Source organism: Streptomyces sp. NBC_00335 (assembly GCF_036127095.1).
GTDB lineage: Bacteria > Actinomycetota > Actinomycetes > Streptomycetales > Streptomycetaceae > Streptomyces.
Genome location: NZ_CP108006.1, coordinates 5,522,293 through 5,547,426 on the forward strand (window position 1 = coordinate 5,522,293; position 25,134 = coordinate 5,547,426).

20 protein-coding genes are annotated in these 25,134 nt (G+C 71.2%); 17 read left to right on the top strand and 3 right to left on the bottom strand.

The window, feature by feature from the left end; genetic code table 11:
• Positions 1–81: 81 nt before the first annotated feature.
• On the top strand, positions 82–1,110 hold the full coding sequence (locus tag OHA37_RS24870) for an EamA family transporter (RefSeq protein ID WP_266908646.1): 1,029 nt from the start codon (positions 82–84) through the stop codon (positions 1,108–1,110).
• Between the two features lie 63 nt (positions 1,111–1,173).
• Here the strand turns inward: OHA37_RS24870 and OHA37_RS24875 are convergent, their stop codons facing one another.
• Complete coding sequence (locus OHA37_RS24875) at positions 1,174–2,049, bottom strand: helix-turn-helix transcriptional regulator (protein WP_266908648.1); 876 nt, start codon at positions 2,047–2,049, stop codon at positions 1,174–1,176.
• Positions 2,050–2,254: 205 nt separating this feature from the next.
• Between OHA37_RS24875 and OHA37_RS24880 the strand changes: the two genes are divergently transcribed.
• The 12 genes from OHA37_RS24880 to OHA37_RS24935 all read left to right on the top strand — a co-directional run bounded on the left by OHA37_RS24880 (position 2,255) and on the right by OHA37_RS24935 (position 17,374).
• Positions 2,255–2,449: a hypothetical protein gene (locus OHA37_RS24880; RefSeq protein ID WP_266908650.1), complete on the top strand. Its 195-nt coding sequence runs from the start codon at positions 2,255–2,257 to the stop codon at positions 2,447–2,449.
• Position 2,450: 1 nt separating this feature from the next.
• Positions 2,451–3,254 carry a hypothetical protein gene (locus OHA37_RS24885; protein ID WP_266908652.1) on the top strand — a complete coding sequence of 268 codons (804 nt, stop codon included), beginning with the start codon at positions 2,451–2,453 and terminating at the stop codon, positions 3,252–3,254.
• A gap of 170 nt (positions 3,255–3,424) precedes the next feature.
• A complete protein-coding gene (locus OHA37_RS24890; RefSeq protein WP_266908654.1) occupies positions 3,425–4,006 on the top strand; it encodes a GNAT family N-acetyltransferase in 582 nt (193 codons plus the stop codon).
• A 338-nt stretch (positions 4,007–4,344) separates the two neighbouring features.
• Positions 4,345–4,929 carry a cysteine hydrolase family protein gene (locus tag OHA37_RS24895; protein WP_266908656.1) on the top strand — a complete coding sequence of 195 codons (585 nt, stop codon included), beginning with the start codon at positions 4,345–4,347 and terminating at the stop codon, positions 4,927–4,929.
• Between the two features lie 43 nt (positions 4,930–4,972).
• Positions 4,973–5,998 (top strand): hydrogenase expression/formation protein HypE, encoded by a 1,026-nt coding sequence (gene hypE / locus OHA37_RS24900; protein WP_266908658.1) that lies wholly within the window; start codon positions 4,973–4,975, stop codon positions 5,996–5,998.
• A gap of 23 nt (positions 5,999–6,021) precedes the next feature.
• On the top strand, positions 6,022–8,433 hold the full coding sequence (gene hypF / locus OHA37_RS24905) for a carbamoyltransferase HypF (RefSeq protein WP_266908660.1): 2,412 nt from the start codon (positions 6,022–6,024) through the stop codon (positions 8,431–8,433).
• A 4-nt stretch (positions 8,434–8,437) separates the two neighbouring features.
• The gene (locus OHA37_RS24910) at positions 8,438–9,772 is read left to right on the top strand and encodes a diaminobutyrate--2-oxoglutarate transaminase family protein (RefSeq protein ID WP_266908661.1); all 1,335 of its coding nucleotides are present in this window, start codon (positions 8,438–8,440) and stop codon (positions 9,770–9,772) included.
• Positions 9,773–9,874: 102 nt separating this feature from the next.
• A complete protein-coding gene (locus tag OHA37_RS24915) occupies positions 9,875–10,615 on the top strand; it encodes a hypothetical protein (protein ID WP_266908662.1) in 741 nt (246 codons plus the stop codon).
• Positions 10,602–12,071: an MFS transporter gene (locus OHA37_RS24920; RefSeq protein WP_266908663.1), complete on the top strand. Its 1,470-nt coding sequence runs from the start codon at positions 10,602–10,604 to the stop codon at positions 12,069–12,071. The genes OHA37_RS24915 and OHA37_RS24920 overlap by 14 nt, the downstream gene beginning before the upstream one ends.
• Positions 12,072–12,081: 10 nt before the next feature.
• Complete coding sequence (locus OHA37_RS24925) at positions 12,082–13,380, top strand: amidohydrolase (RefSeq protein WP_266908665.1); 1,299 nt, start codon at positions 12,082–12,084, stop codon at positions 13,378–13,380.
• Entirely contained in the window at positions 13,377–14,666 is a 1,290-nt protein-coding gene (locus OHA37_RS24930) for an ATP-grasp domain-containing protein (RefSeq protein WP_266908667.1), read from the top strand. Before OHA37_RS24925 ends, OHA37_RS24930 begins: the two co-directional genes overlap by 4 nt.
• Before the next feature lie 95 nt (positions 14,667–14,761).
• A complete protein-coding gene (locus tag OHA37_RS24935) occupies positions 14,762–17,374 on the top strand; it encodes an ATP-grasp domain-containing protein (RefSeq protein ID WP_266908669.1) in 2,613 nt (870 codons plus the stop codon).
• Positions 17,375–17,386: 12 nt separating this feature from the next.
• On the opposite strand, the gene OHA37_RS24940 is transcribed toward OHA37_RS24935, so the two are convergent.
• Complete coding sequence (locus OHA37_RS24940; RefSeq protein WP_266913070.1) at positions 17,387–18,595, bottom strand: RNA-guided endonuclease InsQ/TnpB family protein; 1,209 nt, start codon at positions 18,593–18,595, stop codon at positions 17,387–17,389.
• Positions 18,596–18,753: 158 nt separating this feature from the next.
• Here OHA37_RS24940 and OHA37_RS24945 point away from each other — a divergent pair, with 158 nt between their 5' ends.
• From OHA37_RS24945 to OHA37_RS24955, 3 genes are all read left to right on the top strand, one after another.
• Positions 18,754–20,094 (top strand): MFS transporter, encoded by a 1,341-nt coding sequence (locus OHA37_RS24945; protein ID WP_266908671.1) that lies wholly within the window; start codon positions 18,754–18,756, stop codon positions 20,092–20,094.
• The gene (locus OHA37_RS24950) at positions 20,091–21,326 is read left to right on the top strand and encodes an aminotransferase-like domain-containing protein (RefSeq protein ID WP_266908673.1); all 1,236 of its coding nucleotides are present in this window, start codon (positions 20,091–20,093) and stop codon (positions 21,324–21,326) included. The genes OHA37_RS24945 and OHA37_RS24950 overlap by 4 nt, the downstream gene beginning before the upstream one ends.
• 80 nt (positions 21,327–21,406) lie before the next feature.
• A complete protein-coding gene (locus OHA37_RS24955) occupies positions 21,407–21,781 on the top strand; it encodes a nuclear transport factor 2 family protein (protein WP_266908675.1) in 375 nt (124 codons plus the stop codon).
• Positions 21,782–21,865: 84 nt separating this feature from the next.
• Here the strand turns inward: OHA37_RS24955 and OHA37_RS24960 are convergent, their stop codons facing one another.
• On the bottom strand, positions 21,866–22,465 hold the full coding sequence (locus OHA37_RS24960; protein ID WP_266908677.1) for a DUF937 domain-containing protein: 600 nt from the start codon (positions 22,463–22,465) through the stop codon (positions 21,866–21,868).
• A gap of 313 nt (positions 22,466–22,778) precedes the next feature.
• Here OHA37_RS24960 and recD2 point away from each other — a divergent pair, with 313 nt between their 5' ends.
• Positions 22,779–25,025, top strand: a complete 2,247-nt coding sequence (gene recD2, locus OHA37_RS24965) for an SF1B family DNA helicase RecD2 (RefSeq protein WP_266908679.1) — start codon at positions 22,779–22,781, stop codon at positions 25,023–25,025.
• Positions 25,026–25,134: the final 109 nt, after the last annotated feature.

The window sequence follows — 25,134 nt, forward strand, 5'->3', positions numbered from 1 at the left end:
TCCCCGGATGAAGCATTGCTACATCCGACCCTGAAGACATCCGTGCTGGTGCTAAACGGTTGATGAGCCGATGCTCGGATCATGCGACCCATGCACACTGCCCTCGCGGTCCTCGTAGCCGCGGTCTGGGGTTTCAACTTCGTCGTCATCGAGTTCGGGCTCGGCTCGTTCCCTCCGCTGCTGCTGTCCGCCCTGCGCTTCCTGGTCGCGGCCCTGCCGGCGGTGTTCTTCGTCGGGCGGCCCAAGGTGGCGTGGAAGTGGATCATCGCGGTCGGCGTGGTCCTCGGCATCGCGAAGTTCGGGCTGCTGTTCACCGGGATGGACAACGGGATGCCGGCCGGGCTGTCCTCGCTGGTCCTCCAGGCGCAGGCGGTGTTCACGGCCGTGTTCGCGGCCGTCGTACTGAAGGAACGGCCGGGCCGGCTGCGGATCGCGGGCATGACCGTGGCCTTCGCGGGGATCGCGGTGGCCGCCGTGGACGAGGGCGCCTCCGGGCCGGTGCTGGGCTTCACGATGGTGATCGCGGCCGCCGCGTGCTGGGGCGTGTCCAACGTGCTGACCCGCAAGGCCTCCCCGCCCGACGCGCTGAACTTCATGGTGTGGGTGAGCGTGGTGCCGGTGCTGCCGCTGGCGGGGCTCTCGCTCCTGCTGGAGGGCCCGGAGCGGGACCTGGCGGCGCTGCGCGGACTCGACTGGAGCGGGGTCGGGGTCATCCTGTACCTCGCCTGGATCACCACGGTGTTCGGGTTCGGGGCGTGGGGGTTCCTGCTGCGCACCTATCCCGCTTCCTCGGTCGCCCCCTTCTCGCTGCTGGTGCCGGTCTTCGGGATGAGCTCGGCGGCGCTGGTGCTGGGGGAGGGCGTGAGCGGGCTGCGCTGGATCGCGGCCGTCCTGCTGGTCGGCGGGGTGGCGGTGACCTCGCTGGTGCCCCCGAAGCCCCGGCCCGCGGCGGCGCCGGAAGCGGAGGCGGGAACCGGGGGGGAAGCGGAGGCTGCGGCGAAGGGGCCGCAGGCCGCGGAGGTGTCCGGCCCGGCGTCGGCGCCCGCGGCCGCGGCGGCGCCCGCACGTGGCGCCGGCCCGGTTCCGCTTCCGGCGTCGGGCGGTCGCTAGCGGGAACGCTTCCGGCTCCCCGGTCGCCCGGCCCGCATGCGCGCGGCCCGGGCGACCGGAGGCTCAGACGCCGTTGAAAGGCTCCTTGCCCAGCAGATATCCGGCGTGCAGCCGGTTGCGGGCTCCGATGCTCTTCATGATGTTCGCAATGTGGCGTTGGCAATTCCGCAACGATATGCCGACCACATGCGCTATTCGGTTGTCCGATTCACCCTGAATGAGCAGCGAGACGATGGTCTGCTGAATGTCGGAGGTAATGGCCGCGCGCGCCGGCCGATCATCGTCCGAGGTGAATTTCTCGGCCGCGCTCCAGGCCCGCTCGAAAGCCTCCACAAGAAATGAGACAAGGTGGCTATTTTTCGATACTGCCGCTCCGTGGGATCCGTCGGAAAGCGGCAAGATCGCCACCTCCTTGTCGAAGATGATGCAGCGCGGAAAACCGTGCGCGAGCGTGCACACCTCCGCCCCGAGCGGTGCGACCCGCCCGACGAAGGAGGCCGTGGCCGGGCTGAACCGGGCCGTGTGCTGGTACAGGGTCCGCATCCGGACCCCGCGCTCCAGCAGTCGTTCCGTGCGCTCCAGGCTTTCCTGGAGCACCTCCGTGTCCCGGGCCCCTCCGGGCTGGGAGGTCATGACCTCGGTGCGGCAGCCGACCGCGAGACCGGCGATGAGTTTGCGGACGTCCCCTACGCCCGGTACCAACTCCAGTGCCGTGTCGTCCTTCAGGTGCGCCGTGGTGAGGGTCAATAGATCGAGATCCCCGCGCAGTTGATCGAGGAAGGTCTGGGTCTCGTTCAGGCTGTGCTGCGCGGGGTTGAGGACCTTGATGCGCGCGTGGTCCACGGGGTACGGGGTGTAGATCTCGGTCCCGGGGCACTTGCTGAGCAGTCCCAAGGTGTCCAGGGAAGCCGCGGCCGCCTCTATTTCCTCGGTGGTCATGCCGAGGGCCGCGGCAGCGGTTTCGCTTGTTGTTCCCGGTGTCTGTGTACAGAACCGGTAGAGACGGTCTCCGGCAGGGGTAAGCCGGGGCACGGGAAAAGGGTGGACTTGTCTGATTGTGTTCAATTCATCCCCCTGTCATGTTTTCGCCAGCGGCAACATGATCCCAGAAAGGGATGGCTCCGGATGTCGTAGAACGGACAGGATGAGCCCGAAGCTGATCCGGACCGCAGGACATCTTGAGGGGCAGGCAAGCATGCCACGTATAGCGAGTTTCCTCATCGCCATTGCGGCAACTTTCGCGGTGACCGTCTTCCTGGCCCCGTCGACCAGTGGTGCGGCGAACCTCGCCGCCCCCGCTGGTCCGGGTCAGGTAGCCAACGATCTCGGCTGGGGATGAGATGCCTCGTAGTAAGTCGTACAACACGTACTCCAACCTGCAGCGCCCTGAGTTCCGCAAGCGCGTCGACGAGCTCCTGCTGAAGTTCGAGCGGGACTTCTACGAGCGCAGCGCGGGCGCCGACGGGATGCTCGACAAGGAGAAGTTCGACCTCGAGCTGTACAAGCGGCACAACGTCGAGACGATGATCCGGATCGGCCTCAAGCGCGCCGTCGACCCGCTCATCGCCAACTACTGGGCCACCCGCGACCCGCAGCTCTGCAAGGAGTGGGGCATGTACGGCGCGGAGGAGGGCCGCCACGACCGCATGTTCGCCGGCGACCTGCACAAGGTCGGCATGACGGACGAGGAGATCTACGCGATCCGTCCGACCTTCGCCACCGAGCTGCTCAACGGCTACTTCTACTACACGATGGCCACCGAGGGTCCGCTGGCCGCGATGATCAGCGGGTTCTACCTGGAGTACATCGCGGGCAAGACGCAGCCCGACTGGCTGGACATCATGGAGCAGCACGTCGGCGCCGACAAGACCAAGGGTGCCCGTGCCCACCTGGCCCTCGACGACGACGACGACCACGTCGACATGGTCTGGAACCTGATCATGCGCATCATCAAGGACGAGTCCGACGAGGAGCGCTTCGTCGAGCACCTCATCAAGATCAACTCGCTCTTCGTGTCCTACTTCGTCGAGGTCTACGCGGCCACCGTGCTCGGCGCCGGCGCCGACGCCTCGCTGCTGACCCAGGCCGCACCGGCCGCCGCCGTCCAGACCAACCTGCAGACGAAGGCCACCGCTTCGGTCTGACCGACCGGCCTCCACCTGCCGGCAAGGCCCTGAAGGGCCGAAGGGCCGACGCTCCCGCAGTCCGGCGATCCCGGGCATTGCGTACCAGATGTGCCGCACAGCCCCCACGGGGGCGGTGCCGTGATGTCCGGGGTCCGGCTGCTCCACCCGTCTACTCACCAAGGAAGACGATGCACTATTCATGGCCTCGCGAACTGTCCGAACAGGACATGCGCGAAATGATCGAGCTGATGGACGCCGTCGCGGTCAAGGAGATGACCCTCGGCTTCTACGAACCGGTGGGCCTGGAGAAGGGCCTGCCCCTGATGCGGGCCTTCGAGGCCGACCTGCGCAAGGGCGCCGTCGAGCTCCTCCACGTCCGCACCGACGAAGGCCGCATCGTCGGCATGGTGACGCTCGCCCGGGCCCCGCTGCCCGCCCGGCGTCACATCGTCGAGATGCGCCGCTGCGTCGTCGCCCCCGACTACCGCGGGCAGTTCCTGCTCGAAGGCTGGGCCGAGGCCCTGCGCAAGGTCGGCGAGATGGGCTGCGACGTCATCACCCTCGAAGTCCGCGACGACGGTCCCTCCGTGCTCTGGCAGCGCCTGGGCTTCCGCGAGTACGGCCGGCTGCCCGACTACGCCCGCGCCGACGGCCGCCCCGTCACGGGCTTCTACATGCATGCCCGGCTCGCCGACATCACGGCCCACTTCGAGGCCACCGGCACCTGGCTGCACGAGCTGGAGTCCGACCGCGTCGCGGTCGCGAGCTGACTTCCCCACCGTCGGGCCGTACGCGTAGCACCTCGTACGCGCACCACGCCTGAAGTACCCGTCGCGCACCCGCACGCGCATCCGTGCCCCTCCTGATCGCCGCGCCGCCCGACCCGGCCGCGCAGGCCCCCGCGCACCGATCACGCCGCACCGAGCAGGCCGTACACCCGCCCCGGGCCGATCCGCCCGTGCGCCACGGCCCTTCGCGGCCGACCGGCCGGTGCGCACCCCTCCTGGCCCGACCCACAGCTCTCACCCCACCCACCGCCCGCCGGGGCGCACGTCGACGTGCGCCGGCCGGGTTCCGGGATCACACCACTCCACCGAAGGGCACAGCCATGTCCAAGATCGCCGTCCTGACCAACGACCTCCAGTACGAACTGGTCGAGAAGAACCCGGAGCGCGTCGCCGCCGTCGAGGCCGCGACCCCCCACTTCACCGGCTTCCTCGACGAGATGCGCAGCCGCGGCCACCACATCTTCCACCTGCAGCTCGTCAACGACCCGGACGACCCGAACGCCGAGCGCTACGACGGCCACCTCCCGGTCCAGCGCGGCACCCACGGCGCCGACATCATCGAGGCCTTCCTGGCCCCCGAGGACGTCGTCATGGAGAAGAGCAAGGACTCGGGGTTCTACGAGACCGACCTGCACGAGCGCCTCCAGGCCCTCGGTGTGGACACCGTGCTGATCACCGGCATGCAGACGCAGATATGCGTCCAGACCACCGCCGCCGACGCCTTCTTCCGCGGCTACAACATCTGGGTCCCGTCCGACTGCGTCGTCTCGGCCCGCCTGGACGACAAGCAGCGCGCCCTGGACTGGCTGGAGGGCTACTGCGCCACGGTGAGCGACTCCGCCGAGGTCATCAAGGTCCTCGACGCCGAGGGCGGGCTGCCCCGCAAGAACATCAAGACCCCGTGACCACGCCCCGCACCTCAACTCCCCGTTCCAGAAAGGAACAGGCATGACCACGAGCGTGGATCCCACCGAATTCATCGTCCTCGACCACGGCACCGGCGCGAAGCTCAGCCAGGACCTGGTCCAGCTGATCGCGGCGACCCTCGGCGACGTGTACGTCGGCATCATGGAGGACAGCGCGGTCCTCAAGATCGAGGGCGACCGCATCGCGATGACCACCGACTCCTTCGTGATCGACCCGCCGTTCTTCGGCAACGGGGACATCGGGAAGATCGCGGTCTGCGGCACCGTCAACGACCTGGCCGTGGCCGGCGCCCGGCCCAAGTACCTCACCCTCGGGATGATCCTGGAGACCGGACTCCCCATCCCCAAGCTGGTCCAGGTCCTGGAGTCGATCCGCGACACCGCCCGCGAGGCCGGCGTACAGATCGTCGGCGGGGACACCAAGGTGGTCCGCAAGGGCGAGGCCGACCAGATCTACCTGAACACCGCGGGCGTCGGGGTCTTCGAGCGCGAGCCGCTCACCATGACCGACGTGCGCCCCGGCGACAAGGTGATCCTCAGCGGCCCCATCGGCAACCACACGGTGCACCTGCTCTCCATCCGCGAGGGCCTCGGCTTCGAGCAGCGCGTGGACAGCGACTGCGCCCCGCTCAACGGGCTGGTGGACACCGTCCTGTCGACCGTGGAGGCCGGCGCCGTCCGCTCGATGCGCGACGTCACCCGCGGCGGGCTGACCGCCGTGCTCCACGAGTACGCCCACAAGCTCGGCCGCACCATCCGCGTCGCCCAGGACGACCTGCCCATCCAGCACGAGACCGCCATGGCCGCCGACATGCTCGGCATCAACCCGCTGCACTGCGCCAACGAGGGCTGCCTCGCGGTCTTCGTGGCCCCGGAGGCGGAGGCCGACGTACTGGCCGCCCTGCGCTCGCTGCCCTACGGCAAGCACGCGGTCACCATCGGCGAGATCTCCGAGGACACCGAGGCCCTGGTGCTGCTGCGCGACAAGGACGGCCGCGAGACCCAGCTTGAGGAACTCCTCGGCGCCGAACTGCCCCGGCTCTGCTGAGACAAGGGACCGAGGAAACCGCCATGAGCACCGAGCAGACCGTCACGGAGCGGCCCGAAGGGATCACGGACGCCGACAGCGCTGTCAGCGCTGTCAGCGCCGTCGACGAGTGGCGCATCCGCGTCACCGGCGTGGTCCAGGGCGTCGGCTACCGGCCGTTCGTCTACAAGCTGGCCCGTGAACTCGGCCTCTCCGGCTGGGTTCGCAACGACCCCGAGGGCGTGCTGGTGGAGGCGTCCGGACCGGTCGCCGCCCTGGAGGAGTTCGCGGCGGGCCTCAGCGGCCGCGCCCCCGAGCTCGCCCGGGTGGACGAGGTCCGGCCGACCCGGGGACTGGACCGCGGCACCGTGCCCGCGGGCCCGTTCACCATCGTGCACAGCGAGCACACCGGAGCCCGGTCCGCGCTGCTCCCGGCGGACACCCACGTCTGTGGCGACTGCCAGGCGGAACTTCGCGACCCGAAGGACCGCCGGCACCGCTACCCCTTCATCAACTGCACCAACTGCGGGCCCCGGTACTCCATCATCCAGGACCTGCCGTACGACCGTCCGATGACCACCATGGCCACCTTCACCATGTGCGCGGACTGCAAGGCCGAGTACGAGGACCCGATGGACCGGCGCTACCACGCGCAGCCCAACGCGTGCCCGGACTGCGGCCCCCGGCTGCTGCTCCGGGACCGCGAGGGGAACACGGCCGAAGGGGACGAGGCGCTCCTGAGGGCCGCCCGGGTCCTCGCGGACGGCGGGATCGCCGCGATGAAGAGCGTCGGCGGCTTCCACCTCGTGGTGGACGCGACCAACGCCGACGCCGTGGCGCTGCTGCGCAGCCGCAAGCGCCGCGACTCCAAGCCGTTCGCGGTGATGGTCCGCGACCTCACCACGGCGCAGGACCTGGTGGAGCTCTCCGAAGCGGAGATCGACGTCCTGCGCTCGCCGGCCCGTCCCATCCTGCTGGCCCGCAAGCGCGCGGGCTCCCTCCCGGAGTCCGTGGCCCCGCGCAACCCCAACCTGGGGATCATGCTGCCCTCGGCACCCCACCACCACCTGCTGCTGGACGAGCCCGGCCTCGAAGCGCTCGTCGCCACCAGCGGCAACATCTCCGGCTACCCCATCGCCTACCGCAACGAAGAGGCGCTGGAACAGCTCTTCGAGATCGCGGACGTGATCCTCTACCACGACCGCGACATCGAGATCCGCGTCGACGACTCGGTGGTCCGCCTCTCCGACCACCCCGAACTCGACGAGCCGCTCCTCCAGTTCATCCGCCGCGCCCGCGGCTACGCCCCCTACCCGGTGGACGTCGGCCGCGAGGTGGCCCCCGTGGTCGCCCTCGGCGCCGAACTGAAGACGACCGTGGCCCTCACCAACGGCTCCCAGGTCTTCCTCAGCCAGCACATCGGCGACCTCAAGAACGACGAGACCTTCGCCGCGCACCACCGCACCGCCCGGCACCTGGCGCAGCTGTACGCGCTCAAGCCGGAGGTCACGGCGCACGACATGCACCCGCAGTTCCGCTCCACCCGGGCCGCCCTGGACGACGACGGCGCCGGCCCCGCGCTCCCCACGGTGGAAGTCCAGCACCACCACGCCCACATGGCCTCCTGCATGGCGGAGAACCACGTGAGCGGCACCACCCTCGGCGTGATCTTCGACGGCTTCGGCTACGGCGAGGACGGCACGGTCTGGGGCGGGGAGTTCCTCCTCGGGGATTACGCCGCCTACCGCCGGGTCGGCCGGATGCGCGGCCTGCCGCTGATCGGCGGGGACCAAGCGGTGCGCGAACCCATCCGCACCGGGTACGCACTCGCCCTGGACGCCTTCGACGGGGACGCGGACCGGGCCCTCGCGGGCTTCCCCGCCCTCGCCGCCCTCGACGAGCAGCGCCGCCAGGTCTTCGCGACGATGGCGGCCCGCGGGATCAACTCCCCGCCCACCTCCAGCATGGGCCGGCTCTTCGACGGGGCCGCCGCCCTCGCCGGGGTCTGCGCCAAGGCCGAGTACGAGGCCCAGGGCCCGATCGAGCTGGAGGGGCTGCTCGACCGCGACTCCGCCCCGGAGCCGCAGGCCTCGTACCGCTTCGGGGCCTACGAGGCCGACGGACTGACCGAGGTCGACCCGCGGCCCGTGATCCGGGCCATGGCCGCCGACATCGCCGGCGGACTGCCCGTGGACCGGATCAGCCGCAGGTTCCACACGGCCGTCGTCGAGATGGTGCGCGAGCGCTGCAAGGCCCTGCGGGAGGAGACCGGGGTCAACCAGGTCGCCCTCTCCGGAGGCGTGTTCCTCAACGAGTTCCTGCTGCTCAACTGTCTGACCGGGCTGACCGCCGACGGTTTCGACACCTATGTCCACCGGCTCGTCCCGACCAATGACGGAGGAATCGCCCTCGGCCAGGTCATGGTCGCCGACGCCCGCTCACACCTGAGGAAGTGACGACGTGACCACCCTCACGCCGGACGAGATGTACACCTTCGTCGAGGCGCGCGAATCGGGCGCCCGGACCTACGCCAACACCTTCGGCAAGCTCCTCGCCGAAGGCCACGGAGCACGGATCCGCGACGGGCACGGCCGCGAGTACCTGGACTGCCTCGCCGCGGCGGGCACCCTCTCGCTGGGGCACAACCACCCCGGCGTACTGGCCGCGGTGGGGGAGTACCTCACCTCCGGTCAGGTCCAGCAGGCACTGGACCTGACCACCCCGGCCAAGTACGAGTACCTCCAGGCGCTCTACGAGCGGCTGCCGGGCACCATGGCGGACACCTTCAAGACGCAGTTCTGCGGGCCGGCGGGCACCGACGCCACCGAGGCCGCCATCAAACTGTTCAAGATCGCCACCGGCCGCCGGACGGTGATCTCCTTCCACGGGGCCTACCACGGCATGACGGCGGGTGCCCTCGCCCTCACCGGCAACCTGGGCGCCAAGGAGTCCGTGCCCTCCCTGATGCCGGACGTCCACCACCTGCCCTTCCCCTACGACTACCGCTGCCCCTTCGGCATCGGCGGCGAGGCGGGCATCCAGGCCGGCCTGACCTACATCGAGCGGCTGCTCACCGACCCGGAGAGCGGCATCACCACACCGGCCGCGATCTTCGTCGAAGCCGTCCAGGGCGAGGGCGGGGTGATCCCGGCGCCGGCCTCCTGGCTGCGCGGCCTGCGGGAGATCACCACCCGGCTGGACATCCCGCTGGTCCTGGACGAGATCCAGGCCGGCTTCGGACGCACCGGCACCATGTGGGCCTTCGAGGAGTCCGGGATCGAACCGGACGCCGTCCTCGTGTCCAAGGCGGCCGGCGGCGGCTTCCCGCTGTCGCTGCTGCTCTACCACGGCAAGTACGACGCCTGGGCGCCCGGAGCCCACGCGGGCACCTTCCGCGGCAACCAGATCGCCCTGGTCGCGGGACTCGCCGCCATGCGGGTCACGGAGGCCGAGGGACTGATCGAAAAGGCCGCCGCCAAGGGCAAGCTGATCGCCACCCTGCTCGGCCGGCTGGCCGCCGGCCACCCCGAGATCGGCCAGATCCGCGGCCGGGGCCTGATGTGGGGCATCGAGATCGTCGACCCCGCGGGCCCGGCCGACCGGCTCGGTTCGCTGCCCGCCGACGGGGCCCGGGCCAAGCGCATCAAGCGCGCCTGCCTGGACCACGGGCTGCTGCTGGAGAGCGGCGGCCGGTACGGCGCCGTGCTCCGGCTGCTTCCGCCACTGGTGATCACCGACGAGGAGATCCACGAGATGGCAGCGGCGCTGGAGAAAGCTCTGATCGACTGCGCCTGAGCCGGAGAAGCCGGTTCGGCACGGCAGAGCACGGATCCGCGCGGCACGCGGTGGCCGACACCACGGCGCCCGCACCGGATCCACGAACGTGAGGACAGGGACATGACCACGGGAACGAACAACGGTCAGCACGGCGGCGAGTGGCGCGTCGACTTCGACGCGGAGGTCGTCTTCAGCAACGGAGGCGCCCTGCAGATGCAGGGGTTCCGCCTGGACATCCCCGGCGACGACATCGCCGACGGGGAACTGGGCGAACTGATCGTCCGCCACCTCGGACTGCTGATGGTCGGCAGCACGAAGATCACCCGCCGGGAGCTGCTCCGGGAACCCCACAAGGGCTCCCGGAACACCGGCTCCCAGACCCCTGGTTCCGCCGGATCGGGCCGCACCACGACGGACCTGACCGGCCCCGCGACCCGGGCCGCCTGGCCGTCGGGTCCGGGCGGCGCCGCACCGGGCCTGGCCGGCCTGGTGGACCTTCCCGTGGTCCTCGTCCGGCTCCTCGGAGCCGGAGCGCCGGTCGCCGACCGGCTCGCGCTGGCGCCCTTCGACCTCACGGGGCACGCCGTGGTCGTGCAGACCGGCCGCGCGGCCGGCGCGTACCTCACCGAGGACGCCGTGGCCCTGCTCGCCGGGCAGGGCGCGCTCATGGTGGCCACGGACAGCCGCGAGGGCAACGGGCCGGTGGCGGCGGCGCTCGCCGCCGCCGGCCTGCCCGCCCTCACGGGCCTGACCGGCCTGGAAGCCCTCCCGGCGACCGGGGTCCGGCTGCACGCCGTGCCCTTCCCCGGCCAGGACAACTCATTGATCAGGGTCTACGGAGTGACAGATGACCAGCACTAAGACCGACCGTCACGTGGGGGACGGCCTCCCCGCGGCCGGTGCGGAGGCGGCCACCACTGCCCCCGCGCCGGCCCGGCGCCCCCGCAGGGAACTGGCCGCCGCCACCGTCGGATCGGTCGTGGAGGCCTACGACTGGACCATCTACGGCATCCTCGCCCCCTACTTCGCCGAGGCACTGTTCCCCGGCACCTCGCCCACCGCCAAACTCATCGCCGCCTACCTGGGCTTCGCCCTCGGCTTCCTGGTCCGCCCGCTGGGCAGCGTGCTCATCGGCCGGCTCACCGACACCCGCGGCCGGCGCTACGGACTGACCCTCACCGTCGGCCTGATCGCCGCCGGCTCGCTGTTCCTGGCCGTCATACCGGGCTACGCCTCCATCGGACTGGCGGCTCCGCTGCTGGTGGTCGGGGCCCGGCTCGTGCAGGGCCTGTCGGTCGGGGCGGAGAACCCGAGCGTGGCCGCGTACGTCACCGAGACCGCGCCGGCCGGGCGCCGCTACTTCTACAGCGCCGTCTCCTACGGGGGCGTGGTGCTGGGCAGCGCGCTCTCCTTCGTCGTGATGAGCGTCCTGCTCGGGGTGTTCGGGGAGAGCGGAGTCGAGGACGGCGCCTGGCGCTACGGCTTCGTCTTCGGCGGACTGCTCGGGCTGACCGCCCTGTGGATCCGGCGCGGGGCGGCGGAGAGCGGGGTCTTCACGGCCGCGGCGGGGGAGACGGCCAGCAAGGCGGAGGCCAAGGCACCGGGGGAGCCGACGGGCAAGGCAGCGGGCAAGGCGGCAGCGAAGGCGGCAGCGAAGGCCAAGGCGCCGAGCCCCTGGCCGGTGCTGCGGGCCCATCTCGGGCGGCTCGCCGTGGTGTTCGCCATCACCTCCGGGGCCACCACCACCTTCTACTTCGTCACCGTCGACTTCCCCTCGTACGCCGAGAGCGCCGGTGCCGCCACCAAGGAGGAGACCTCCGCCGCACTGCTCCTCGGCATGGTGGCGCTCCTCGCGGCCATGCTCGGCGGCGGCAAGGCGGCCGACCGGTTCGGCGCCCTGCCCGTGCTGCGCCTCGGCTTCGCCGGGCTCGCCCTGGGCACCGTGCCGCTGCTGCTGGCCATGACCTCCGGACAGGTGCCCGTCCCCGTCGTCACGGTGGTCCTGCTCTTCCTGCTGGGCCTCCCGCTCGCGGTGAGCAACGTCTTCGCGGGGCAGCTGTTCCCGCCCGCGGTGCGCGCCGTCGCCGTCGGCCTGCCCACCGCGGCCGCGATCAGCCTGTTCGGCGGCACGTTCCCGATGCTCGCGGAACTCCTGAGATCGGCGGGGCACAACGCCTGGCTGCCGTGGTGGCCCGCACTGACCGCCGCGGCGGCGCTGGCCGCCTCATGGGCCGTACAGGAACACCCCGGGCGCGAGCACCCAGATCGCGAACACCCAGGTCGCGAACACCCCGTGTCCGTAACCCCTCATGCCTGAGAAGGACGTCATGACTGCACTGCTCGAAGGTCTCGACTCGCTGATGCCGGCGCTGGAGGCCGACTACCGAGAACTGCACACCCACCCCGAACTCGCCTTCCAGGAGAAGCGGACGGCGGCCCTCGTCGCCGAGCGGCTGGCCGCCCAGGGCGGCTGGGAGATCACCACCGGCGTCGGCCGCACCGGCGTGGTCGCGGTCCTGAACAACGGCGACGGACCGGTGGTCATGCTGCGCGCCGACATGGACGCGCTGCCCGTCAAGGAGGCCACCGGGCTGCCCTACGCGAGCACCGAGACCGCCACCGACGAAGCGGGCACCGAGGTCCCGGTGATGCACGCCTGCGGCCACGACCTGCACGTGGCCGCGCTGATCGGGTCCTGCGCCCTGTTCGCCCGTAACCGCGGAGCCTGGAGCGGCACCGTCGTCGCCGTCTTCCAGCCGGGCGAGGAGAGCGGCTACGGAGCCCGCGAGATGGTCGAGGACGGGCTCTTCGAGCGTTTCCCGCGCCCCGACGTGATCCTCGGCTCGCACGTGGGACCCGGTCCCGTGGGCCTCATCGCGACCCTGCCGGGCACGGTCATGGGCGCCACCGACTCCATCACCGTCAAGCTCTTCGGGCGCGGCGGCCACGGTTCCAAGCCCGAGGCGGCCGTCGACCCCGTGGTGATGGCGGCCTCGCTCGTGCTGCGGCTCCAGACGATCGTCTCCCGCGAGATATCCGCCCAGGAACCGGTGGTGGTCACCATCGGCAAACTGCACGCCGGCACCACGGCCGCGGTCATACCCGACACGGCCGAGCTCGGCATCAACGTGCGCACCAGCTCCGCACCGGTTCGCGAGAAGGTCCTCGCGGCCATCGAGCGCCTCGCGCGCGCCGAATCGGCCGCCGCGGGCGCGACCGCCGACCCGGAGATCACCTCGGTCTACCACCTGCCGATGACCGTCAACGACACCGCGAGTGCCGAGCGGGTGGCCGAAGCCCACCGCGAGCACTTCGGGGCCGGCGCCGTCATGACGATGGGCCCGACCACCGCCAGCGAGGACTTCGGCCTCCTCGCCACCGCCGCCCAAGTCCCCTCGGTGTACTGGTTCTACGGCGGCCTCGACCCGCAGACCTTCGGCGAGGCCTTCGCCGCCGGCAAGCTGGAGGAGCTCCCGCAGAACCACTCCTCCACCTTCGCGCCGGTCGCCGGACCCGCGCTCTCCATCGGCGTCCGCACGATGGCGACGGCCGCCCTGCCCTGGCTCGCCGCCGCCGCTGACTCCGCGCCCGACGCCGACGCGGGTGAGGGGGGCGAGACGGCATGAGCGCCGCCGACCGGCCGCACCTGATCGTCCTGCACCGCTGGCGGGACACCCACGCGCACTACGCCGACTACCTCGACCACGACGCCGCCCACGTCACCTACGTGAGCACCGAGCTCGGCCGCGCCTCGCTGCCGGAAGCCGCCGCCGCGGTGACCACCGTCGGGCTGACCGACGACCTGCCCGCCGTCCGCGCCGCCGTCACCGGGCTCGTGGCCCGCTTCGGGACCCCGGCGCGGCTGATCGCCCTCAACGAGGGGGACCTGGACACGGCCGCGCTGATCCGCGAGGAGTTCGCGATCCCCGGCCAGCACACCGCCGAACTGGCCGTGTTCCGCGACAAGCTGACCATGTGCCGCACCGCCGAGGCCGCCGGACTGCCGGTGCCCGCCTTCGCCCCCGCCCCCGATCCGGCCGCCGTCCTCGCCTTCGGCGAGGCCCACGGCTGGCCGCTGGTCGTCAAACCGCACCGCGGCACCGCCAGCCGCGGCGTGGTCCAGATCGACTCCGCCGCCGAACTGGCCGCGCTGACCGGGCTGGCCGCGGCGCTCGCCGCCGAGCCGTACCTCGTCCAGAGCTACGTGGAGGGGCCGATCCTGCACATCGACGGCCTGTGGGAGGGCGATTCGCTCGGCAGCTGGACCGTCTCGCGCTACGTGGGCGGCACCTGCGCCGACTTCACGCAGGGCACCTGGCTCGGCTCCGTGGAGGAGGACGAACCCGGGCTCCTGAAAGAGGTCGAGGCCTTCGCCGCCGCGGTCGGCCCCGCCCTCGGCGGCTCCCAGCCCTGGGTCTTCCACCTGGAGGCCTTCGTCACCCCCGCCCCCGACGGCGGGCCCGCGCTGGTCTTCCTGGAGTGCGGTGCCCGGGTGGGCGGCGGGGAGATCCCCTTCACCTGGCGCGACGTCCACGAGGTCGACCTGATGGCCGCCGCCGTGGACATCCAGCTCGGCCTGACCCCCGTCCTGCCGCCGCTCAAGACCGGCGAGGTCGGCGGCTACCTGCTGCTCCCGCTCCCGGTGCCCGCTCCCTGCCGGATCGAAGCGGCCGGCTGGGTACGGGAACCCGCGCCCGGCCGGCTCCCGTACGCCGTCAAGCACACCCCGGTCGGCTCCACGGCCCCGGCGATCAGCGGCTACGAGCACGTCGGCACCCGCTTCCGCTTCCGCGGCGCCTCCACCCGGGAAGTCGAGGCGGCCATCACCGAGTCCGCCGACTCCTTCCGCCTGACCTGCGTCCCCGTCGGAGCCCCACCGGCCGCCGCCGGCCCCGCCGACCGGACGGACTGACCCCCACCACACCTCGTAAGACCTCTCGAACCCCCTGTTCTCCGGGGCGAACCCGCTCCACGCCCCGAACCGGAAAGGAATCCACCGTGGTCTTCATGACCTCCGAACGCCAGCGCGTCATCCTCGTAGGCAGCCGCATACAGCAGTACCGGGAGTACGCCCTGGCCTCCCTCGCCCAGCACTACGAGGTGACGCTCGTCGCGCCGGAGGCGCCGACCTGGCAGGCCCGCTACGTGGAGACCCACCGGATCGCCGACACCACGGACGCCGCCAAGCTCTACGCCTCGGTCGCCGACCTGCGCGGGGAGGTCGCCGACGCGGCGATCGTCACCTGGGACGAGTGGTCGCTGGTCGCCGTCTCCTCCGTAGCCAAGAAGCTCGGCATGCGGGCCATGGACCCGGCCGCCGCCAAGATCTGCCGCGACAAGTACGCCACCCGCCAGGCCCTGGAAGCCGCAGGCATGGCCGCCGTCCGCTACATCCCGGCCACCACCGAGGACGAGGCCGTCGCCGCCGCCGAGTCCATCGGCTTCCCCGTCGTCGTCAAGCCCCGCACCCTCGGCGGCAGCTTCGGCGTGATGATGGCCCGCGACGTCGACGGCCTGCGCCGGGCCTTCCGGCTCGCCTCCACCAGCCGGCTGCGCGGCGCCGGCACCACCGCCTCGGTCCTGATCGAGGAGTTCATCGAGGGCCCCGAACTGAGCGTGGACAGCGTCGTCGTGGACGGCGTGGCCACCCCGGTCTGCGTGGCCCGCAAGCGCCTCGGCGCCCACCCGTACTTCGAAGAGGTCGGCCACCTCGTCACCGACTGGCGCCACGAGCCGTGGGCGGACGCCGTCACCCAGCTGGTCCAGGACTCCCACCGCGCCGCCGGAGTCGACTACGGCGTCACCCACACCGAACTGCGCGTCGCCGCCAACGGCCCCCGCCTGATCGAGCTCAACGGCCGCCTCGGCGGCGACCTCATCCCGCACCTGTACAAGCTCGCCACCGGCGTGGACCTGCCGCTGGCCGCCGCCAGGATCGCCTTCGAGCAGACCCCCGACATCACCCCGACCCGCGCCCTCAGCGCCGAGGTCCGCTTCCTCTACCCGGCCTACGACGGCGCCGTCGACCGCGTGCTCCTGCCCAGTCCCGAGGACGTGGAGGACCTCGCCGAGGCCGTCGCCCTGGTCGAGCCCGGCGACGAGCTGCTGCTCCCGCCCCGCGGCCTGACCCCCCGCTCCGCCGCGCTCGTCGCGGTCAGCGAGACCCCGGCCGGGACCCGCCGCGCCCTGGACCGCGCCGAGGCCCTCTCCCGTACGGAGGTCTCCGGAGTCGCCGCGCACCGGCTCGGCGCCCGCGTCGAGAACGCCGTGACCCGCCGCTTCTTCGACCACGAGCGCACCGCGGCCCGCCAGACCGTCTCCGGAGTCCGCGGCGTGGAGTGGTTCCGCTACGGAGCCGGCGGCGGCGAGGGGCTCAACCGCCCCGTCTTCCTCAGCGAGGCCGACGTGACGGGCCTGGAGAGCGACCTGAACGGCCTCTTCGAACTGCTCAAGGCCGTGCCCGCCCGGCTCTTCGGCGGAGACCTGCGCGCCTTCGCCACCGCCGTCGGCATGTCCCCCACCCAGGCCGACCTGGTCCTGCGCGGATCCGTGGACGAGCTCGCCCCGCTCTCCCGCGCCGATCTGTACCGCGAGACCGGCGGCTTCCGCGTCATGGAGCTCAACACCGGCTCCTCGCTGGGCGGCTGGCAGATGGGCGAGTTCGCCCGCGCCCTGATCCAGGACGAGGAGTTCGCGAAGTTCGCGGCCGCCGAGAGCCTGGTCTACCCCGACCCGCTCGCCCGCATCACCGAGGTGCTGCGCCGCCAGGCACCCTCCCTCGAAGGCATCGAGCGGCCGCTGCTCGCGATCACCGACTGGCCCGAGGGCTTCGAGAAGTCCAAGTGCTGGATGGAGTTCGTCGTACCGGCCTTCGAGCGGCTCGGCTTCGAGACCGTCGTCTGTCACCTGGGCGACTTCGCCTACGAGAACGGCAACGTCCTCCACGCCGGCCGCAAGGTCGACGTGGTCTACCGGATGTTCCTGCCCGGCGAAATGCCCGACGAGCCCCGCACCTACGACCTCGTCAACCCGCTGCTCGACGCCGTCGAGGCCGGCACGGTCGAACTGTTCGCCCCGCTCGACTGCGAGCTGTACGGCAACAAGGGCAGCCTCGCGATGCTCAGCGACGAGCGCAACCGCGCCGTCTTCACCGAGGCCGAGCGCGAGCTGATCGACCGGATCCTGCCCTGGACCCGCTTCGTCCGCGACGAGAAGGTCACCTTCGGCGGCGAGAAGATCGACCTGCTGCCGTACGCCATCGCGAACAAGGACCACCTGGTCCTCAAGCCCACCCTGCTCTACGGCGGCGTCGGCGTCACCCCCGGCTGGACCACCGACCAGAAGGAGTGGGTGGCCAAGCTGCGCCAGGCCGTGGACGGCCCGTTCGTCCTCCAGCACCGCCTGCTGCCGACCACCGAGCGGTTCCTCTCCGAGGACGGCGAGACCTGCGAGGACATGGCCGTCGCCTACGGGACGCTGATGGTCGACGGACGCTACGCCGGCACCCTGGCCCGCGGAGTCACCGACCCGGCCGTGGGCATCGTGAGCATGCTGCGCGGCGCCCAGATCGGCTGCGCCTTCCACGTCGACCCGGCCGCCGAGGGAGTGGACGCGAATTGAATCCTCCCCGCCCTAAAGGGCGGGGATTCCTGGCTCACTCCGCCCGCGGCCCGACGGGCGCTCAGGTCTTACGAGATCGGTACCAGCCGGGTTGAGACCAGCCCGGACGAGCATGACGCGTGCGGAGTTCTTGTCTCTGGGAGAGACGGCTCCGCATGCGGTGCACGTATACGTTCGCATTGAGAGGGGTAGCGCGTGCTTGGTTCTCGCTCCGCACTGTGCGCAGTCCATGGTGGTGTGCGCGGGGTGGACAAGGTGCACGATGCGCCCGTGCTTGCGGCCCATCTCGATGAGCGCCGTCTTGGTGGCGGAGACGGCGGCATCGGCTGCTTTGCGAGCCAGGGTGGACTTGGCGAGGAAGTTCGGCCGGAAGTCCTCGACCGCGAGGGCGTCGTGGTCGCGGACCACGGTCTTGGCCCACTTGCGGCCGGTGTCCTGGCGCTGGCGGGCCACCTTCTTGTGCAGCTTCGCCGTCAGCTTCCTCGCCGCCCGGTAGCCCCTCGAAGCGGGCTTGCCCTTCGCCGGTTGCCGGCGAGCCATCATTCGCTGGTAGCGGGCGAGCCCCGCGGCGGCCTTCTTGCCGTGCTCGGGGTGCGGGAGATCGTGGGCGTCGCTCGTGGTCGTCGCGGTCTCCTTCACACCCCAGTCGATCCCGATCACCGCACCCGTCTCCGGAAGCAGTCGCACTTCGGCGGCGGCGACGAAGGACGCATACCAGTGGCCGAGGGCGTCGCGGTAGATCCGCACCGAGGTGGGAGGCTTGGGCAGGTCACGCGACCACACGACCGTAACGGCGATGCCGCCTGCCAGGTGCAGGCGCCCATCCTTCAATCGGAATCCGCGCTGCGTGTAATTCAGGCTCGGACAGACCTTGTTCTTCCTCTTGTACCTCGGCATCCCGGACCGCTGACGCATCGGCAGCCCCGCTTTGGTGTCCTTGAGCGCCTTGGCACGGGACTTCCCGAAGTCCCGGATGAGCTGCTGCTGCGGAACGCTGCTGCCCTCACGCAGCCACGTGTTCGCTGCTCGGGCCGCGGTCAGCATCTTGTCGAGCCGGGCCGGACCGCACTTCTCGTCCTCGGCGTGGGCCTTCTTGGAGCGGGCCACGGACTCGTTCCAGATCCACCGGCACCGTGCCCACTCCGCTTCCAGGGCGGCGCAGCCAGTGGCCGACATGCGGAGCCGATAGGCGTACCGGGCGTACCCGGCATCTACGGCCATCTGCGCTGTCGTCACACGGCCAACTTAACCAAGGCCACTGACAATCCAAGAAGGTGCAGGTCACAACAGATGCGCAGTGAGCTCAGCCGCTTTGCGGCTCCGGGTCAAGGACCCATTCTTCCCCTGGCCGAAGCCCAGGGCGTTCTGGGAGAGATCAAGTGACCGACATCGGGAACGGGGCCGCCGAGCCGGTGGAAGAGACGGCGGCCGCTCCGGCGGCCGCCGCCGCACCCGCCACGCTCTGGCGGGACCCGGAGTTCCTCAAGTTCTGGTCCGGGGAGGCGATCTCGCAGGTCGGGGCCCAGGTCACGACCCTGGCTCTGCCGCTCACCGCGGTGCTGACGCTCGACGCCAGCTCCTCCCAGGTGGGCTTCGTCAACGCGGCCTCCTACGCCCCGTTCCTGATGGTCACCCTCCTGGTCGGCGTCTGGGTCGACCGGGTGCGGCGCAGGCCCCTGATGATCATGGCCAACGTGGGGCGTGCGCTGCTGGTCAGCGCGGTGCCGCTGCTGGCCGTGCTCGACCTGCTCCGCATCGAGTACGTGTACGTCGCCGCGCTGCTCGTGGGCACCCTCACGGTGGTCTTCGACGTCTCCTACCAGTCCTACCTGCCGACCCTGGTCGGCAAGCAACACCTGGTGGAGGGCAACAGCAAGCTCCAGGGCACCAGTTCGCTGGCCCAGATCGGCGGACCCGGCCTGGCCGGCCTGCTCATCGGCTGGGTCACCGCCCCCTACGCGCTGCTGATCAACGGAGCCTCGTACCTCGTCTCCGTGCTGACGCTGCTGGCCGTACGGCGCGTCGAGCCGGAGCCGGTGCCCCAGCAGGAGCGGACCGGGATCCGGACCAGCATCGCCGAGGGCATCCGGATCATCTGGGACAGCGCCCACCTGCGGGCCTGCGCCCTCCAGTCCGGTCTGTACAACCTGTGCTGGATGTCCCTCCAGACGGTCTTCGTGCTCTACGCGGCCCGCACGCTCGGCATCTCGCCCGGCGGCATCGGCCTGCTGCTGGGCACGGGCGCGGTGGGTTCCCTGGTCGGCTCGATGCTCGCGCAGTGGCTCAAGCGCAAGACCGGACTCGGCCCGGCCATCCTGGTGGCCCTGCTGCTGTGCTGCCTGGCCCCGGTGGCCATCCCGGCCGCTCCGGCGAACGGCGGGGCGCTCTCGCTGGTCCTGTTCGTCGCCGCGTTCGCCCTGATCGGCGCGGGCGGCACCATCGCCAACATCCACATCATCAGCCTGCGCCAGTCCATGACCCCGGACCACCTCCTGGGCCGGATGAACGCCGGGTACCGCTTCGTCTCCTGGGGCACGCTCCCGCTCGGCGCCCTGCTGGGCGGCTGGCTCGGCGACCTCATCGGGCTGCGGGAAACCCTCTTCGTCACGGCCGCGCTCTTCCTGACCGCGGTCCTGGTCGTCCTGAAATCGCCGGTGTGGCGCCTGAAGGACTTCCCGCCCCAGATCGTCGCCGAGCCGCGGAAGGCGGACGCAAGGTGAGCGCCGCGCAGCAAACCCCCGCCCCTCGTGACATCGAGGGGCTGCTCGCCCGCCGGACCGGCTGGGGCCGCTCCGACGCGGTGAGCCGGATCCTGGCGGCCGCCGCGGCCCCCGGGGTGCTCTCGATGGCCGGCGGGATCCCGGCCCCCGACAGCTTCCCCGTGGCCCGGCTCGCGGAGGCCACCGACCGGCTGTTCACCGGGCCGGACGGGGCGGCCGTACGAGCGCTCCAGTACGCCCCCACCGACGGCATCGGCCCGATGCGCGAGGTGATCGCCGCCCGGGCGAGCGCGACCGGGGCCCCCGTCGGCCCCGACCGGGTGATGGTCACCGCGGGCAGCCAGCAGGGCCTGGACCTCGTCGCCCAGACCATCATCGACGAGGGCGACGAGGTCGCCCTGGACGACCCGAGCTACCTGGGCGCCGTACAGGTCTTCCGGCGGGCCGGCGCCCGGCTGCTGCCGGTGCCCGGCGACGCGGAGGGGATGCGCACCGACGTACTGGAGCAGCGGCTCCTCGCCGGGGCCCGGCCCAAACTGGTCTACGTCGTACCGCACTTCCACAATCCCACCGGAGCCGTGCTCTCCGAGGAGCGGCGCCGTCACCTGGCCGCGCTGGCCGAGCGGTTCGGCTTCCTCGTCGTCGAGGACGACCCGTACGGGGACCTGGCCTTCGAGGGGAGCCGGCTGCCGTCCACCGACGTGCACAGCGGGCGGGTGGTGCGGCTCATGAGCCTCTCCAAGACGGTCTGCCCGGGACTGCGGGTGGCCGGTCTGGTCGCACCCGCCGAGCTGATCGGGGAGCTGGTCGCGGCCAAGCAGTGCGGGGACCTGCAGACCAACACCTTCGGCCAGTACCTGCTCGCCGATCTGCTGGGGGACCCGGAGTTCCTGCCGGCCCACCTGGCGGGCCTGCGCACTTTGTACGGCGGCCGGGCCCGCGCCATGGAGACGCTGCTGCGCGAGCGGCTGCCCTGGCTGGACTTCGAGCGGCCGCGCGGCGGGCTCTTCTTCTGGTGCCGGCTGACCGACCCCCGGGTCGGCTCGGACGCGCTGTACGCGCACGCGCTGGCGCAGGGAGTGGCCATCGTGCCGGGCACGCCGTTCTGCATAGAGGAGGACGGCTCGCGGGTCCTGCGGCTGTCCTTCGCCTCCCTGGACGGCGCGCAGCGCCGGGAAGGGGTTTCGCGGCTGGCCGCTGCCTGGGAGAAGGCTCTCGCCGACGGGCCGTGACCGGAGCTCTCCCGCCTTCCGCTTTTCGTCGCTCGTCTCTCGTATCTCGTCTTTCGTCCACACCCTTAAGGAGCAAGGCCGTGACAACGACGTCGCCCGCACCGGTGACCGCCGAATCCCTGGTGGCCCGGCTGTTCCAGGTGATCGACTCCCGCTCGTGGGACCGGCTCGGCGAGGTCTTCGCGCCGGACGCCGTGTACGAACGGCCGGGCTACCCGGCGCTGGAGGGTCTCGACCGGATCCGCCGGTTCTACGAGCACGAACGGATCATCACCTCGGGAGCCCACGAGGTGAGCCAGGTGACCGGCGGCCTGGCCGCGGCCGCCTGCTGGGGGCGCTTCCAGGGCGCCGACAAGGATGGCAAGACCCTGGACGAGGCCTTCGCCGACACCTACCTCGTGCGCGACGGCAGGATCGAGCGCCGGAAGACCTTCTTCTACCGCCCGGCGATCTGACCGCGGGCCGGGTCCGGACCGCCGGTGCGGTCCGGACCCGGCCCGGGCCGATTCCTCCGAACGGGTGAGGCGCGCTGCTTCTCGCTACTTCTTGCCGCCGCCGAGGATCTGGCCGAGCAGGTCGCCGAGGCTGCCGCCGGCCGCCGGGGCCGCGCCCGCCGGACCCGCGGGCGCCGCGCCCGCCGCTCCCGGCACCGCTCCCGGAGACGGGATCGGGGACTCGCCGCCGGCCGCCTTCGGGGCTCCGGCGCCGCCGCCCTTCCCGGAGGCCGCGCGCTTGGCGAAGACCGCCAGCAGGACCGGGATCAGCAGCTCGATGACCCGGGCGATGGTGGGCGCGGGGATGCCGGTCTTCTTCGAGACGGCGTTGGCCACGGGCTTGCTCACCTTGGCGAGCACCCCGGCCATCATTCCGCCGCTGAGCATGCCGCCCAGCCCGCCGCCGAGGGTGGCCACGCCTTCCAGCGGGGGCTGGGTGACCTCGGCGAAGGCCTGGCGGACCTCGTTGCCGTCGTCGTCATCGGCGTCCGCCTTCTGCTGGAGGTCGCCGGTCATCGCCCCGACCGTCGTCGCGACGGTGTCACGGGCGCCGTTCGTGTCGGTGCCGAGGAGGCCGGCGATCTCGGTCAGCCGGTCGTCGCCGAGTTCGTTCAGCACGTCGTCCTGGAAGGAAGGTTCGCTCATGTCTGAAACGCTACTTCTGTGGCGATTCGGCGGCACCTCGGATGGCGTCCGGAGCCCCCTTGGGTAATGGAAAAGTAAAGTTCCGGATGCGCGTGCAACCACGGGCATGGGTCGAGGGTCGTATGGTGCGTCGGGACTTCCGGGGGGGGATCCGGGGGGGATCGGGGAGTCCGACGAGGGAGGGGTAACCGTGAGGGGGTCCGGCCGGAAGGCGGGACCCCCTTTTGGCTTCCTGCTCTTGACCGCCCGCTCTCGGTGGGCCTTTTTCCACAGGCCCGGCGGGCCTGTCGCACCCGGGCTGTAGCTTCGGGCCATGACGACGAACGCGGCCGTGGCGCCGGCGGTGGTCGAGGGGGTGCTGGAGCGCATCACCTACGCCAACGAGGAGAGCGGATACACGATCGCCCGGGTGGACACGGGTCGTGGCGCCGGAGACCTGCTCACGGTCGTCGGCTCCCTCCTCGGGGCCCAGCCGGGGGAATCGCTGCGCATGGAGGGCCGTTGGGGCTCGCACCCCCAGTACGGCCGGCAGTTCACCGTGGAGAACTACACGACGCTGCTGCCCGCGACCATCCAGGGCATCCGGCGCTATCTCGGCTCCGGCCTGATCAAGGGCATCGGCCCGAAGATCGCCGACCGGATCGTGGAGCACTTCGGCCTCGACACCCTGGACGTCATCGAGGGGCAGCCGAAGCGGCTGATCGAAGTGCCCGGCCTCGGCCCCAAGCGCACCAGGCTGATCGGCGCGGCCTGGGAGGAGCAGAAGGCCATCAAGGAGGTCATGGTCTTCCTCCAGGGGGTCGGGGTCTCCACCTCCATCGCGGTGCGCATCTACAAGAAGTACGCCGACGCCTCCATCTCCGTGGTGAAGAACCAGCCGTACCGGCTCGCCGCCGACGTCTGGGGCATCGGCTTCCTCACCGCCGACCGCATCGCGCAGGCCGTCGGGATCCCGCACGACAGTCCGGATCGGGTCAAGGCCGGGCTCCAGTACGCCCTGTCCCAGTCCGCCGACCAGGGGCACTGCTTCCTGCCCGAGGACCGGCTCATCGCCGACGGGGTCAAGCTGCTCCAGGTGGACACCGGGCTGGTGATCGACTGCCTGGCCGAGCTCGCCGCCGATCCCGAAGGGGTCGTACGGGAATCCGTGCCGGACCCGCAGGGCGGCCCGGACCCCCTCACCGCCGTGTACCTGGTGCCGTTCCACCGCGCCGAGCTGTCCCTGGCCGGTCAGGTGCGCCGCCTCCTGAACGCCGACGAGGACCGGCTGCCGGCCTTCCGGGACGTGGACTGGGACAAGGCCCTGGGCTGGCTCGCCGGCCGGACGGGAGCCAAGCTGGCGCCCGCGCAGCGGGACGCGGTCCGGCTCGCCCTCACCCGCCGGGTCGCGGTCCTCACCGGCGGGCCGGGCTGCGGGAAGTCCTTCACCGTCCGCTCGATCGTGGAGCTGGCCCGGGCCAAGAAGGCCAAGGTCGTCCTCGCCGCCCCGACCGGCCGGGCGGCGAAGCGGCTGGCCGAACTCACCGGGGCCGAGGCCTCCACCGTGCACCGGCTCCTGGAACTGAAGCCGGGCGGGGACGCGGCGTACGACCGGGAGCGGCCGCTCGACGCGGATCTGGTCGTCGTGGACGAGGCCTCGATGCTCGACCTGCTGCTGGCGAACAAGCTGGTCAAGGCCGTGGCACCCGGTGCCCACCTCCTGCTGGTCGGGGACGTGGACCAGCTGCCCTCGGTCGGGGCGGGCGAGGTGCTGCGCGATCTGCTCGCCGAGGGCGGGCCGGTTCCGGCCGTCCGGCTGACCACCATCTTCCGGCAGGCCCAGCAGTCCGGGGTGGTCACCAACGCCCACCGGATCAACACCGGTCTGCCGCCGATCACCGACGGGCTGCCCGACTTCTTCCTCTTCCCCGAGGAGGACACCGAGGAGGCCGGAAAGCTTGCCGTCGACGTCGCCGCCCGTCGTATTCCGGCCAGATTCGGTCTCGACCCGAGGCGGGACATCCAGGTCCTCGCCCCGATGCACCGCGGCCCGGCCGGTGCCGGAAACCTCAACGCGCTGCTCCAGCAGGCCATCACCCCGGCCCGGCCGGGCCTGCCCGAGAAGCGGTTCGGCGGCCGCGTCTTCCGGGTCGGCGACAAGGTCACCCAGATCCGCAACAACTACGACAAGGGGGCGAACGGGGTCTTCAACGGCACGGTCGGCGTGGTCACCGGCCTTGACCTGGACGAACAGCGGCTGACGGTGCGCACGGACGAAGACGAGGAAGTGGCCTACGAGTTCGCGGAGCTCGACGAACTGGCCCACGCGTACGCCGTCACCATCCACCGCTCCCAGGGGAGTGAATATCCGGCGGTGGTGATCCCGGTCACGACCGGCGCTTGGATGATGCTCCAACGGAACCTGCTCTACACGGCCGTCACCCGGGCGAAGAAACTGGTCGTCCTGGTCGGGTCCCGCAAAGCCCTGGGGCAGGCGGTGCGTACCGTTTCCGCAGGCAGGAGGTACACGGCCGTCGCACCCAGACTGTCCGGCCGCATACCGGTGGGAAACATCACCTAGATGATCGATCATTTGGGGTTCCTACAACGGTTGCGGAGGGGGCAGGATGTGCACGCTGGCGGCACTGAGTGCCGTCAAAAACACCAAAGCTCGACCCCGAGTGCACTCA

Excerpts from the sequence above, each read along its gene's own strand:
- OHA37_RS24880 (WP_266908650.1), top strand. The coding sequence starts at position 2,255 with ATGAGCCCGAAGCTGATCCGGACCGCAGGACATCTTGAGGGGCAGGCA.
- OHA37_RS24960 (WP_266908677.1), bottom strand. The coding sequence starts at position 22,465 with ATGAGCGAACCTTCCTTCCAGGACGACGTGCTGAACGAACTCGGCGAC.
- hypF (WP_266908660.1), top strand. The coding sequence starts at position 6,022 with ATGAGCACCGAGCAGACCGTCACGGAGCGGCCCGAAGGGATCACGGAC.
- recD2 (WP_266908679.1), top strand. The coding sequence starts at position 22,779 with ATGACGACGAACGCGGCCGTGGCGCCGGCGGTGGTCGAGGGGGTGCTG.
- OHA37_RS24890 (WP_266908654.1), top strand. The coding sequence starts at position 3,425 with ATGCACTATTCATGGCCTCGCGAACTGTCCGAACAGGACATGCGCGAA.
- OHA37_RS24915 (WP_266908662.1), top strand. The coding sequence starts at position 9,875 with ATGACCACGGGAACGAACAACGGTCAGCACGGCGGCGAGTGGCGCGTC.
- OHA37_RS24935 (WP_266908669.1), top strand. The coding sequence starts at position 14,762 with ATGACCTCCGAACGCCAGCGCGTCATCCTCGTAGGCAGCCGCATACAG.
- OHA37_RS24895 (WP_266908656.1), top strand. The coding sequence starts at position 4,345 with ATGTCCAAGATCGCCGTCCTGACCAACGACCTCCAGTACGAACTGGTC.
- OHA37_RS24920 (WP_266908663.1), top strand. The coding sequence starts at position 10,602 with ATGACCAGCACTAAGACCGACCGTCACGTGGGGGACGGCCTCCCCGCG.
- OHA37_RS24870 (WP_266908646.1), top strand. The coding sequence starts at position 82 with ATGCGACCCATGCACACTGCCCTCGCGGTCCTCGTAGCCGCGGTCTGG.
- OHA37_RS24930 (WP_266908667.1), top strand. The coding sequence starts at position 13,377 with ATGAGCGCCGCCGACCGGCCGCACCTGATCGTCCTGCACCGCTGGCGG.
- OHA37_RS24885 (WP_266908652.1), top strand. The coding sequence starts at position 2,451 with ATGCCTCGTAGTAAGTCGTACAACACGTACTCCAACCTGCAGCGCCCT.
- OHA37_RS24925 (WP_266908665.1), top strand. The coding sequence starts at position 12,082 with ATGACTGCACTGCTCGAAGGTCTCGACTCGCTGATGCCGGCGCTGGAG.
- OHA37_RS24875 (WP_266908648.1), bottom strand. The coding sequence starts at position 2,049 with ATGACCACCGAGGAAATAGAGGCGGCCGCGGCTTCCCTGGACACCTTG.
- hypE (WP_266908658.1), top strand. The coding sequence starts at position 4,973 with ATGACCACGAGCGTGGATCCCACCGAATTCATCGTCCTCGACCACGGC.
- OHA37_RS24940 (WP_266913070.1), bottom strand. The coding sequence starts at position 18,595 with ATGGCCGTAGATGCCGGGTACGCCCGGTACGCCTATCGGCTCCGCATG.